This window comes from Caballeronia choica, from assembly GCF_001544535.1.
In the GTDB taxonomy this organism is placed as follows: Bacteria; Pseudomonadota; Gammaproteobacteria; order Burkholderiales; family Burkholderiaceae; genus Caballeronia; species Caballeronia choica.
This window is the reverse complement of the sequence record NZ_FCON02000183.1, coordinates 1-12,858: the sequence shown is the minus strand read 5'-3', so window position 1 is coordinate 12,858 and position 12,858 is coordinate 1. Positions and strand designations below refer to the sequence as shown.

Annotated in this window: 8 protein-coding genes; 5 read left to right on the top strand and 3 right to left on the bottom strand. The window is 60.9% G+C overall.

Annotated elements, in window-relative coordinates; all coding sequences use genetic code 11:
- Window positions 1-688 precede the first annotated feature (688 nt).
- Window positions 689-2,272 (top strand): PFL_4669 family integrating conjugative element protein, encoded by a 1,584-nt coding sequence (locus AWB68_RS38415; protein WP_327384126.1) that lies wholly within the window; start codon window positions 689-691, stop codon window positions 2,270-2,272.
- Window positions 2,273-2,776: 504 nt separating this feature from the next.
- Here AWB68_RS38415 and AWB68_RS38410 read toward each other — a convergent pair.
- Entirely contained in the window at window positions 2,777-6,376 is a 3,600-nt protein-coding gene (locus AWB68_RS38410) for a S8 family serine peptidase (RefSeq protein WP_200828914.1), read from the bottom strand.
- Between the two features lie 932 nt (window positions 6,377-7,308).
- Entirely contained in the window at window positions 7,309-7,779 is a 471-nt protein-coding gene (locus AWB68_RS38405) for a MarR family winged helix-turn-helix transcriptional regulator (protein WP_235028736.1), read from the bottom strand.
- 196 nt (window positions 7,780-7,975) lie between these two features.
- Between AWB68_RS38405 and AWB68_RS38400 the strand changes: the two genes are divergently transcribed.
- The gene (locus AWB68_RS38400; RefSeq protein WP_087649433.1) at window positions 7,976-8,776 is read left to right on the top strand and encodes an SDR family NAD(P)-dependent oxidoreductase; all 801 of its coding nucleotides are present in this window, start codon (window positions 7,976-7,978) and stop codon (window positions 8,774-8,776) included.
- 178 nt (window positions 8,777-8,954) lie between these two features.
- Window positions 8,955-9,728, top strand: coding sequence for an SDR family NAD(P)-dependent oxidoreductase (locus tag AWB68_RS38395; RefSeq protein WP_087649432.1), 774 nt, complete (start codon window positions 8,955-8,957; stop codon window positions 9,726-9,728).
- 183 nt (window positions 9,729-9,911) lie between these two features.
- Here AWB68_RS38395 and AWB68_RS38390 read toward each other — a convergent pair whose 3' ends face one another.
- The gene (locus AWB68_RS38390) at window positions 9,912-10,742 is read right to left on the bottom strand and encodes an enoyl-CoA hydratase/isomerase family protein (protein ID WP_087649431.1); all 831 of its coding nucleotides are present in this window, start codon (window positions 10,740-10,742) and stop codon (window positions 9,912-9,914) included.
- Between the two features lie 341 nt (window positions 10,743-11,083).
- Between AWB68_RS38390 and AWB68_RS38385 the strand changes: the two genes are divergently transcribed.
- Window positions 11,084-12,280: an MFS transporter gene (locus AWB68_RS38385; RefSeq protein WP_087649430.1), complete on the top strand. Its 1,197-nt coding sequence runs from the start codon at window positions 11,084-11,086 to the stop codon at window positions 12,278-12,280.
- A 71-nt stretch (window positions 12,281-12,351) separates the two neighbouring features.
- Complete coding sequence (locus AWB68_RS38380; RefSeq protein WP_087649429.1) at window positions 12,352-12,732, top strand: SDR family NAD(P)-dependent oxidoreductase; 381 nt, start codon at window positions 12,352-12,354, stop codon at window positions 12,730-12,732.
- The last annotated feature ends 126 nt before the right edge of the window (window positions 12,733-12,858 follow it).

Below are 12,858 nucleotides of genomic sequence, written 5' to 3'. Positions count from 1 at the left end.
CCCAGCATCATCTCGAAACTTCGTGAACTTGATGCTGAGCGTGTTCTCTTCGGCGCCATGCGCGGTAACACATTCCCTGATTTGCGCACGAGGTGGGTGACACTCTTCGACAAGACATTGTCCTGGCAGCGCTTAACCATTCACCAAGCGACATACCAGAGAAAGCGGTCTTTCGCCTGTCCAAAACCAGAAGCCGGTGAGCTCCGCTCCGACGTCACGCGGCAGTCGATAGACAACTCTACGTCGGGGTCGGCCACCCCGCCACGCCTTGTATCCGGGATCGCATTCGATCGCTTCTGGCAAGCACAATCCCGGTTCCAAACCGGATCGATGTGCGAAAGTCCCTCACCAATTTCTCCCAACCGGCGAAATTGGAAGGAGAGAAACGTACATTGCAGTTGGCGGGTTTCGTACATGGTAGTCGGCGGGAAACGTACATGCCAACGCGCGCGCGTATACGACTACAAGTACGAATACACCTACGACTACAGGCGCTCCCGATAAGACGACTACCGCTGCGCCACCACTCCACGTCGGCATCGTCGATAAAGCGCGACCCGCTGTGGTGGTGGGACAAGATATAAGGACGAATCCTCAACGGCAACGCTCGCGACAGCCGGACCACCGCGCCGAAATTGATTGCCCGGTTATCACGTTCGAGTCTCCGGATCTGATATGGCCCAGTTGCGTGCATGCCGCTGAACAGCAGCCCATCGCGCAGCATCTCGCCCGCGTTCCCCTGGAAGATCGCCAGATCATGCTTGACGAGATGGCCGCCAGTCACCGGCATCACCCTGTCAAATGGCCGGTCGCCTACGTCGGCAGCTTGGTCAAACGCTATCACGCGGGTGACTTCATTCCGGCCAAAGCTCATCTTGAGCGCGAGAGCCGCCGACTCGCAGCCGTCCGACAGGTGGCGCTGCGGGAACGCGAAGAGCAGTTCATTAGCCAACTGCCTCCCGTGTCATCGGTCGAAACTGCCCGACACAACCTGGCTGCGCTTCGCGATGCACTGCGCCGGCAATGCGGGCAAGGAGGGAAGCGTGGCTCGGTTGCTTCCAACACAACGCCAGGAAAATCTGCGGAAGCGAAGTTTGTCGCTACCGCTACAGGATTTTCCCTCTCTGCGCGATTACCGGCGAGTCGCTTTCGACAATCGCGGGTCAATGCCGCAACCGATCAATCATTTCACCCCGAGGAGTCGCTGATGGTCACCCTACGCCGAACCCAGGTCGATGCCGCGATCGATGCGTTTTCCAGGTCATCTTCCTCGCCGTTCGTCGACGGCTACGATCTCGACGGCGAACGCGCGATCCTGGTAGACCTTATCGCCGACGGCGACCCCGATCCTGCCGATCCGCTGTTCGCACGCTACCAGCTGTACACGGAGCGCGAACAGTCGCTGCAAAGCATGCAGGACCTGCACACGATGCGCCAGGAGGCTGATGCGCTCGTCACCGTTTCGAATGCCCTCAAAATCAGGCAGATCGGCGGCCTGTCGAGTGACGGCGGCGACCGGATGAACCTGCACACCCGCGACGCGATGCGCATGTTTCTTGGTCGCTCGGTTAAACCGGGTGAGAAGGGTTATCCGATGGCCGGCGGCAAACGTGTCGCGGCAGCCTTGCGCGCACTTTGGTCGCTGTCTGCGAACGACAACCCATACGCCGACTGGAAACCCATCGAAATCAGCGAGCGTATTGCTGGCCTGCGCCATGCGATCGCCCTCGAGCAACGCAATATCCTGGCGAAGCTCGATGCAATGAAACAAAAGGGGCTCGACTACACGATTCTCCAATCGCGCGAGCCAGCCAGTCTTGTGCTCGGCTTCGCATCACCCTACGGTTACATGATCGCGACACTGCTGGTCGAACTTGATTACCTGGTGCGGGTGGTCAAGTCGGCGGTATTACGCGACCTGATTACCTCCAGCAGCGGTTTTCATCGGGTGTCACTGGCCAAGCACAAGTGTCTGTCAGTGTTCCACTTTGCCGTCGGCTGCCAACAGGCGCTGTCGCGACCCGAACTGATCAGGCTATGCCGCACCGACTTCCTGCCAATCGGCGACGCTGCAGCGAAGCAGCGCGTCGAGTCGGCGAGGGCACTACTCGGACCCGTGCCCAAGGATGTCTTCATGGGGCAGGCGCAGCCGCGACACAGCAGGCGGCGCGTGAAACATCTTTCGGATGCGGAATTGCGACTGCTCGACAGCGTGCCACTGTCCGACGATGCGGAAGAGGCGAATTCTGCGGCAAAGCCGCTGGTGCAATGAGGCGGTGCGTGCGGCGACGATACTTCGCCATCACGGTGGCTTGTCCCGCGACGCCGAAGAACTCCAGCAGCGACATGAGCGGATGCCCGTCGCTCGTGGCCGTGCTATCCAGTTGCAGCGCCGCCGAACGCACGAGTTGAAGCGCCGTGTTCTGATCCGCCTTGATTTGCCGCGCCTGATTGTCGTCCGGATTTTCGATCCAGCTCATCCACACGTTCGACACCTTGAGATTTTTGAACGATTCCTCCGCCTGCAAAAAACCCGATAGGTGATCCCAATGCTCGTGCGTGGCGACCAGCAGATCCACTGTCCCGCCGCTCTCCGAGCACACGTTCTCCAACACGTCGGTCATGCGCGCTTCGGCGTCCGGCGTGCCGAGAATGACGCCGCAATCGATCAGAATCCGATACTTCGATCCATCGGCCGCATTGAGCGTGACGAGATGACAATCGCCCAGACCGTGCCGGTACGTTCGCACGACGACTCGCGGAGTTGCCTGCGCGTTCATGACTGCCCCCCGTAGACGCCGTGCAGCAGCGCGAATGGCTCCGAGACGACGCCCGACACGCCGTCGTAGTTATTGCCACGGTCCTGCACGAGCTGTTGCCACAGCGATTGCTGCTGCGTCACCCGGCTCGGCTGGTCGAAACGTTTGCGAATCATGTAAGTGACGGTCCGTGTAACGAGATCGATGACCAGCGAAGCGCCGCCGCGAAACACCAGTCCCGTGCCGTCCTTGCTGTGCAGCGACTGGGTCAGTTCAACGATGAGTTGCGCGAGCAGTTGTCCGTCGGGACCGACGCGTCGCAGCGGCCGTACGGAATGCACTTCGATGCCGTGCAGTTCGCAGACATGGGTGTTGCCGTCGGCATCGGCGAGCGAATAGTCTTCGTTCGGCTCGCGCCTCAGGCCGAGCACGGCCAGTTCGTCGTCCGAGACCATCTTGGGATCCTTCAGCCAGTTGTGCATCCTGCATGCGTTCTCCCGCGACGATGTCCACGCCTGAAATCGTCTGGATTGCATGTCCCACGTCAGACTGAGCCTGTTGAGCAGCGACTCGATGTGGGTGAACGGCTCGGGCGGCGGCTCCCAGATCATGGTGTCGACCGAAAAATTGCGCACGTTCTCCGGGTAGATGCCGCGCGCGGCGAAAGCCGAGATGAACGCCACGCGATAGCCCAAGCGGTCATCCGGCACGAGGTCGCGGTCCGCGGTGATCATGGCGCGCAGATAGTCTCCGAAGGTAATGTCGACGGGCGGGCAATAATCGAGCGCACGGATGCAGATGTTCAGAACGTGCGCGGCCACTTTCGTCGCGACGTCGGTCAGCGCGTCAGCGAGATCCACCGACAAGGACCCGGCCGGCAGCACTTCCGACCCGCTCGTCGCGAGCCGAATCGGCGTGAGCGCACGCCGCGAATAGATACGCATGAACGCATCGAACACAGCGGACACGAGCGTGGCGCCGTGCTTGTGCGGATCGCCGCAGACGCGCGAATTCTGGTAGTCCTTGACGTCCGGCTTGACGACTTCATATTTGCGCCCACCTTCGCGGTCGTCGGTCATCTTTCCGATGGCATCGCGCAGCGCGCCATAGTGTCCGGTCGCCGCGCCGAACTGAACCGCGATGCTTGGCAGCAAGGTCTGCTGCGTGAGATCGCCGCGCGATTCGACGATCTGGCTGCGCAGCGAATCCCGCAGCGTGAAATGCTGAAAGAGCGCCACGATGTCCGCGAACGCTTCGTGGAAGGCGAGCACATCGGGATTGGTCGGCTCGCGAAAGCGTCTATGCAGCCCGTCGAGCAACGCATGCGTCGTTTCGTGCGCGACGATGTCGTGCGACAGCGCGGTGAAAACCGGCTCCGTCGGCAGACCGGATGCTTCCGGCCGCGCGGCGAAATAGCCGAGCAGCAGCGCCTTTTTTTCCGGGCTGTAATAGGCGTTCTCGGCCCGCAGCGCATGAGGATAGATGCGCAGGTGCTGCACGTATCGCAAGTGCTTCGTGACAGTCGGTTTTCCGGCTGCGTCGACGCTCGTCTGTTCGATTACGCGCGGTGCCCACAGCGACACGCGCCCCAGCGCTTTCTCGAAGTGCTCGACGGTCTTCATCGAAATCGCATACACCATTTGCTGATGGAACTGCGGATTGGACTCCGAGGGCGCCAGGCCGTCCGAAGCGAGCAGATTCGGATGACTCAGATCGACCGGCGCATAGCAACATCCACTCGCCGGATCGACATCGATGACTTCGAGATATTCGCCGCTCGGCCCCGGCTGAAGTTTCGGCTCCCAACGAATCTGGGCCACCGTCTCATTTATCGAAAGGGTATCGAGCGAACGGCCAAGCGAAGGATCGTACGCAAAGATTCGCAGGCGCCGCATCAAAGGCTCGGGCGTTTTCGGGGCGAGCGCCTGCGCCAGATGCAGCCTGCCCATGCTCGACAACATGGCCGGCTGCGCGGGCGGCGGCGACGGAGGCGCGCGCAAGGCCTGCCGTAGCGCGTTCGATGCATCTGGATGCGACACCAGAGCGTCACGCAGGGCCATGCGCTGAGCGAGCGTCAGCGTATCCGGATCGACGTCGGCGTCCGGCAGAAGTGCTTCGATACGGGCGGATTGAGAAAGCTGAAGCGCTTCGAGCTGGAGCATCCTTTGACGATTCGGATCTTCGTCCTGTATGCCGAGACCCGTCAGCACCTTCAGGAACGCGAAGCTCGCGGAATCGGGGTCCTCTTTTTTCAGACTCCCGATTGCCGGAAGCGTGGCGAGCGCCGCCTGCACGCGCAATGCGCCCTGCCCGAAAAATTTCTCGCGATCGGGAATCGTCTTGTTCGCGCTGCCGAACAGCGCCGCGCGCACCATTTCGACCTTCATCCAGGGCTCGGTGCAGGTACTGAACGCTGTCTTGTTCTTCGTGATCCACAAGGCGGCGGCGGCCGCGATCTGCGGCGTCGCGGCGGACGTTCCCCGGCCGTCGAAGTCCACCACCGAACTGCAGCCGAATTTCGCCCACGGAATGTTCGGCGTGTAAGCCGCCATGGCAGTCCGCATCTTCTGGCTCGGCCCATAGTTGCCTGCCATCTGCGTCGGCTTCAGATTGGCGTAAGGCGCGAAGTTCGACATCACCCCACACGCGGCGATCACGCGATTGAAGCGCGCGGGAAAGACGACGTTGCGCGTGGGCAGGTTATCGTAGTTGTTGCCCGCCGCCGTCACCACGATCACGCCCGCGTCGTACAACGCGTTGACTGCCTCGGCCCAGACCTGACTTGCAAGACCGCCCATGCTCATCGACACGACATGAACCCGCGTGGCTTCGTTCTCGTTGAGCGCGTGCACGTAGTCGAACGCGCGGGCGATCGAACTGCCGTAAAACAGTTCGACGCGGTTCGCCACGCGGATCGGCACGATCTTCAGGAAAGGCACCGCGCCCAGGCGCTGCAGACCGGCGGTCGGCTTGCCCGCCAGAATGCTGAGCGTGCCGGTGCCATGGCCGAGATTGTTGAACGCGCCGGACGAGTCGTCGGTCGCGTCGTTGGGGCGGTCATTGTCGATAAAGTTCTTCTGCAGCGCGGGTTCCAGACCCGATGGCAGACTTTCATGCCGTGGATCGTAGCCGGTATCGAGGTGCGCGACGCGCGCGATCCCGTCGGCCGGCGCACCCGTCTGCTCGAGCGCCGCTGCAAATTGCGAATGTTCTTCGTCCTGATACCAAAAATCATTGCCCGCGACGCCCGGAAGGCCTGCCGTTTCCTGCTGGACCGCCGTGCAGGGCGACGTTGCGGCGAACGCTTGCTGCTCGTCGGATGCCGATTGCCATCGTTGCGCGAAATCCGGTTCCGCGAACACCAGGCCGCCGCCTGCCAGACCGAAGCCCTGCTGCACCATGTCATGACAGTGATCCCACGGATTACCGTCCAGCGCGCCACCGCTGGGCGTCGCGATGTGCCAGACCGGTGCGCCTGCGACCCCGAGCGCGGCAGGTTTTTCGATGCTGCGGAACAACGGCTCGATGCTGAACGTAGCGTTCGTTCCCGAGAGCGACAATGACGCGCCGTCATCGGGCTTGTGCATTTTGATCAGGAAGCGCGCGGCTTTGTCCACGTTGTCCCCGTTATTCGAAAGGATGATCGCCAGGGCGCGAGGCAAACCTCGCGACTGCCTGGTTCGATGAACTCATCAGGCTCAAGAAGGATAGTCAAGCTTTTGAATCCGGATACTCGCCAGTGTGCGTAAGCGCACAATGGCGGCCGATATCAATGCGAGCGCGAACGTGAGCGTACTGACAGCGAATGAAAATTCGTCGCCGAAAAATCTCACATGCTCCTGGCGCAAGTCGAGACCTCGCGTAACTTTGCGGATGCCTTATCCCTTGAGTCGGCGCCGCCGGAAGTTACGTCATAAGTATTCGATGCTCTTCCAGCGCATCGAAGCGATTGCACGAACACGTCACGGGAGAACGCGATGGTGATCGAAGGAGGCTGGCTTGTGGCGGGGTAGGGTGCGCCGGGGGCATTGCCGCCGAACTGCTGCATTGGTGGAACCTGCGGCAGGCTCCGCAGCTGCCGGCCTGTCGAACGAGCCTGTTCTACTGGGGGATCACGCTCGCGATGATTATCGCGGGCGGCTTTGTTGCATGGCTCTACTTCGGAGGACATGCAGAAGGCGTCCTCCGTCGATTGAGAAGATCAGCAAAGATCGCAGAATGGCGTCGGCTCTGCGGTGATCACACGACTGCTTATCGGTCAGGCCCGCTCTCCGAGCGGCCGAGCAGCGCTCTTTCGAATCTCGCCTTAGGCCAAAACGCCAGTTTGATGAACGTTCTACAGAGCGCACATTGGAGTCTTCAACGGCAGCTATCCGGCGGGTTGGGTGAACGCGTACTGCCGGCCAGTTTGCGACATTCGGCAGCCAGAAAGGTACGACCGGTTTATGGGCCAATACGGTCACGGGAGTCGCTCAAATTGAGGTCTCGTCGATCTTGGACGGGTAGCACGGCAACATCGACTCGTGCGTCGACTCGCAGACGAGCGGGACTAGGAGCGCTTTGCGATTCCAGTCTGGCCATCGATATATGCGTCGAGGAACGCATCGGAAGCCACGTGATCGGCGAGCGCCCGCAAGCTGGCAGCCGACTCGCGGCCCAATACCTGTTCCACGCGCTGGTTTGCCCTTGCCCAATAGGCGACGGCTTCGTGCAGGCGGGCCGTGCCGAGGTCCGTCAAAACGGCGCGCTTGGTCCGTCTGTCCTGCTCGCCCGTTCGCAATTCCACCAGACCGTCCCGGATCAGCGGCCGCAGTGCATGCGTCACCGCCGAAATCTGGATCGCGAGCTTGCCCGCGAGATCCTGCAAGGTCGGCCATTGCCGGTCGTTAGCGGCTGCGAGCCGCTCGATATCCGCCAATAGCCCCACCTGCGTTGCCTTCAGGCCCAACGGTGCAAGCGCATCGTCATACAGATTGCCAAGGCGCCGTGCCGCGCGCCTGAGCGAGGTATTGGTGCACACCAGATCCTCAAAAAGGCTCTTTTCTTCGCATGGCGCCCGGCCCACGCCGGCTACCGAGGTAGCCGCTTCATCGCGTTTCTTTCCCATGACGTAAGGATGGTTGAGTACAGCACGATTGACAAGTAGCAACGATACCGCTATAAACTTGAGCGCTCAATCAAATAATTGAGCGCTCAAGTTTATAGCGGAGAAATGCATGTCCACTTCCAGGAAAACCGCCGTCGTGACCGGCGCATCCTCGGGTATCGGCGCTGTCTATGCTGACCGTCTGGCCGCCCGTGGCTACGACCTCATCCTGGTCGCGCGGCGTGCCGACCGCCTGGCCGCGCTGTCGGGCAAACTGTCCGAAACGCACGGTGCCAAGGTTCAGGTTCTGGTCGCCGACCTCGAGAAGGAGACCGACGTCGCCAGGGTCGAAGCGGTGCTGGCGAACGATGCCAGCGTGCAAGTGCTCGTCAACAATGCGGGCTTTGCCAGGCTGCGCCCGCTCGCGCAGTCGTCGTTGAACGATTCGTCGTCGCAGGTTGCGCTGAACGTCACGTCGTTGACGCGACTCACGCACGCCGTGCTGCCGGGGTTTCTGTCGCGCAACGACGGGGTGATCATCAACATCGCTTCGGTGCTTGCTGTCCACTCGTTGCCGGTGAGTTCGGTTTATAGCGGCACGAAGGCGTATGTGCTGGCTTTCACGCGCGGTCTTCAGGACGAACTGGCGAACACCGGCGTGAAGGTGCAGGTGGTGCTACCGGCGTCGACCGCGACCGAAATCTGGTCGGAAGGCGTCTCCGGCGTGCCGCTGTCCGCGCTTCGACCGGAAACCGTGATGAGCGCGGAAAATATGGTCGACGCTGCGCTGGTCGGCCTCGACAACGGTGAAGCGGTCACCTGGCCGTCGGTCGCCGACGAAAGCCTGTGGACGAAGTACGATGCGGCGCGCTCCGCGTTGTTCGCGGCAACGCAGACTGGTACGCCTGCACCGCGCTATCAGAAGGCTTGACCGATGCTGACGGCAGATCCTGCTCGCGGAGGCATTCGCGAGGATCTGCCGAAAGATCGCGAATGGCACATGGCTCGCTACGAGACCATGTTGCACCAGCCAGTCCGCTTGTCCATCTGCGCTGTCCGTATTCGTGTGGACGATGGGTCGTGCTGGGTTTTTGCAAAAGAGGATATCGATGACGCTCCATGGAAAAGTCGCCTTGATCACTGGCGGCAATAGCGGGATCGGTTTGGCTACGGCTCGCCGGTTTATTGCGGAGGGTGCGAAGGTCGCTATAACCGGCAGGAATGCATCGACGCTTGCGCAGGCGAGAAGCGAACTGGGCGAGCATCTGTCGACGTACGAGCTCGACGTGAGCGACGCGGCAGCCATCGAGCCTGTCGTCAATCAGATTGCAAAGGATTTAGGTGCGGTTGACATCGTGTTTGTGAACGCCGGTGTGGCAGGTATGACGCCGTTGGGCGCGACGACGCCGGCCGTATTCCAGACCTTGGTCGCCACGAACCTGACCAGCGTTTTCTTCACCGTGCAGGCGTGTATTCCGCACCTCAAGACGGGCGCGTCGGTGATCCTGAACGGGTCGGTGCATGCCGTGCAAGGAGTGCCGGGCTGGTCTGCCTATGCGGCAACGAAGGGTGCCGTTCGTTCACTCACCCGTGTCATGGCGGCGGAATTGGCCCCGAAGGGTATTCGGGTGAATCAGGTGACGCCGGGTGCCACTCGCACATCCATCTGGGATGTCGTTGCAACCTCACAGGACGCAATGCGTGCGCTCGAAGCGAAACTCACGCAGAAGATTCCGTTGAACCGCCTTGGTGAGCCGGATGAAGTTGCCGACGCGGTGCTCTTTCTGGCGTCGAGCGCATCTTCCAACATCACCGCGCAGGAGATCGTGCTGGATGGTGGCGCGACGGGCGCTTCTCAAGGTGCGCCGATCTACCGCACCTGATTGGTGATGTACTTGCGATGCGACCTGATCGCCGCGCTGGCGAAAGATCGATCTGATCTCTCGCCGGCCACTCAAACGTGCTGCGTGCAGGCCCATCGTGAGCCTGCTTCGTGCTGCCCTGAAAGCAAGGCGACGCCGCCACGATAACGGCGCCACCTTGCTGATTCGGGACCGTGACGCGGCTTATCGCGCAACGTGACCCACGTGGTGACCGAGGCGGAGCTCAAAGTCGCCATCCTGTTGCAAACCCTTCTCATACATCTTGCCGATCAACGCTTGCGTTTCCGGCCACGAAGTCGTGCCAATGAAGGCCTGGTTCGACGACCAGCGATCCGCCTCGGTCGGAACACCCGCGCGCGCGTTGACGAGCTTCTTCGCGAGTTCCAGCGCGCGCTTTTCGAAGCTCGCCACGCGGCGCGCGAAATTGTCGACAAAGGCGTCCAGTTCCGCATCAGGGATCGAGCGATTTACCCAACCGTACTTTTCGGCGGTATCGGCGTCGAAATCGTCGGCGCCGCAAATGATCTCCAGTGCGCGCGAGCGGCCAGCAAGCGCGGCAAGCCATTCCGTCGCGCCGCCCCCCGGGACTACAGCGACACCGACCTCGACCTGCGCAAGCACGGCCTTTTCCTTCGACGCGAAACGCATGTCGCAGGCCAGCGCCAGCTCCGAGCCGTGGCCGCGGGCACGGCCGCGAAGCTTGGCCACGCTGACCACGCGCGATTGCGCGAGGCGCGTGACGAACTTTGGCCACGCGCTGAACTCAGCGGCGCCCGGTTGTTCCGGGACGACTTCGCCGCGTTCGAGATCGTAGTGGGCCACGAAGTAATCGGTGTTGGCGCTTTCGAACACGACGACCTTCAACTCGCGATCGGCTTCGATCTTATCCATCAGGACATTCAGCTCCGCGAACATTTCCGGATCGTACAGATTGATCGGAGGGTTCTCGATGATGATGCGCCAGTAGGCAGAGGTTTCCGCCTTGATAGTCAGTCGGTTGTGAGTGGAAGCCATGAGGTTCTCCGGGATTCGGGTTGGACAACGTAGGCGATCGATTCGCCAAATCTGGTTTCATTATGAAACCGTACGAAAAGCTTAACAGTTCTGGTTCGTTCATGCAACCGGAATGTCTGAGTGGACAACGTGGCCTATGAATACGCGTTTGCGCTGAAATAAGAGGATTTTGCAATAGTCATATACGTTATGCGCAAGCAAAAATGTCCCGTTTATATGGTTGCATAACAAAACTAGAATGGCTACCATCATGCTGAAATGTCTCAAGTCGGGCCCGCGCAGAACCCATCGATGTGGCGGCCGACATCGCTCCCATATCGCAAGCGTCTAGGAAATTCGCAATGCCCATTCAACAGAAAGACCCAAGTCGTGCTTCGACCTATTCGTGGCCCGGTGTGCTGGCGATCGCGCTCGGCGCACTGTCGCTGGTCGTCACCGAGTTTTTGCCCGTCGGCTTGCTGCCGGGCATTAGTCGCGATCTAGGAGTAGCCGAAGGAACGGCCGGCCTTGCCGTTACCGCGACCGCAATTCTTGGTTTCCTCGCTGCACCGGTCACCGCCATTGCGATCGGCCGGGCCGATCGCAAGCGGGTGCTGCTCGGGCTCACCGCGCTGCTCATCGTCTCGAGCGTGCTGTCATGGAAGGCAGAGAGCTTTGCAACTTTGCTGATCGCACGCGTCATCCTGGGCATCGGGGTCGGCGGGTTTTGGGCGATCTCGATTACTGCGGCGGCGAAGCTTGTCCCGCCGGAAAAAGTGCATGCGGCTTCGTCAATCGTGTTCGCAGGCATATCGATCGGCTCGGTCATCGCGGTGCCGGCCGGTTCGTACATCAGTGCTCATGCTGACTGGCGCGACGGATTTGTGGGTGCCAGCGTGCTCGCGATCGTCTGCTTCGCGTTGCAGTTTGTCTTTCTCCCGTCGCTCAAGATGAAGCATGGCGTGAATGTGCGGGATTTCTTCGGTTTGCTGAAGGATCCCAAGGTTCGTGCAATCTTCCTGACGGTCATTTTTATTGTGGCCGGTCAATACGCAGGTTATACCTTCGTCACCCCTTATCTGGAGCAGATCACGCACCTCAGTACCGGGATCGTCAGCGTTCTTCTGTTTGCCTATGGTGTCGCGACAGTCGTGGGAAACTTCGTAGGGGGCGCCTTCGCTGGCCGTAACTTGCACAACACCGTGGTCGCAACAGTCTGGATTTTCGTGCTGTCGCTGGCGGCTATCGCGGCATTTGCTGCCAGCCCGTTATTTGCCGGCCTGGCGTTGCTCGTATGGGCGGTGTCATGGGGAATGGCGCCGGTCGGCACTCAACTGTGGTTGTACAACGCGACGCTGCACGCGCCAGAAGCTGCGCAAGCGATGAACACGGGTGTGTTTCAGTTGTCCATTGGGCTTGGCTCACTGGCGGGTGGTATCGCAGTTAACCATGCGGGGCTGCATAGCTCAATGTGGCTTGGGGCGCTGATTCTGGCCCTGGCGGTTCTGATGGTCTACATCGTCGGCCGCATGAACCGGCAGACCGCCGTCGCAGCGTAATGCCTGTTGCCGTTCGTCCGCATCCTGTCGGGCGCGTTAACGTGATGGGTAAAAGTTAAAAGGAGAGAAGCATGCAACCGACTGCAGTTGTAGTGGGCGTGGGATCGGAGGAGGGGTTAGGTGCCGCAGTAGTCCGTCGCTTCGCTCGCGGGGGCTTTCACGTCCTCGTGGGCGGTCGAACGATCGAGAAGCTCGAGCAGGTGGTCAAGAGTCTTGGCGAAGGCAATGGCACGCCCGTTGTCGTAGATGTCACCAGCGAAGCGGATGTTATGCGGCTGTTCCAGTTGGCGTCGTCGCCCGGTGCCGGACGATCAGCCGCTAGCGTTGTCGTCTTCAATGCGGGCAATAACCAGCACATCCCGTTGCAACAGGTGTCGGCTGCGCAGTTCGAAGACTTTTGGCGCGTGGGCTGTTTCGGTGGGTTTCTGGTGGGCCGCGAGGCTGCAAAGTAAGCACCCGGGGAAGGCATCCGACGGGGGCAATCGCGGAAACGATCAGGCCGTGGTCGGCGTCCAGCGATGAGGAAGCAGTTGCGCGATGTCGGCGGCACGGTGTGTCGGCAAGCGCGTCAGCACGTT

Bases quoted from the DNA above. Each gene is read 5' to 3' on its own strand.
- AWB68_RS38395 (WP_087649432.1), top strand. From the start codon at position 8,955: ATGACGCTCCATGGAAAAGTCGCCTTGATCACTGGCGGCAATAGCGGG.
- AWB68_RS38390 (WP_087649431.1), bottom strand. From the start codon at position 10,742: ATGGCTTCCACTCACAACCGACTGACTATCAAGGCGGAAACCTCTGCC.
- AWB68_RS38400 (WP_087649433.1), top strand. From the start codon at position 7,976: ATGTCCACTTCCAGGAAAACCGCCGTCGTGACCGGCGCATCCTCGGGT.
- AWB68_RS38385 (WP_087649430.1), top strand. From the start codon at position 11,084: ATGCCCATTCAACAGAAAGACCCAAGTCGTGCTTCGACCTATTCGTGG.
- AWB68_RS38380 (WP_087649429.1), top strand. From the start codon at position 12,352: ATGCAACCGACTGCAGTTGTAGTGGGCGTGGGATCGGAGGAGGGGTTA.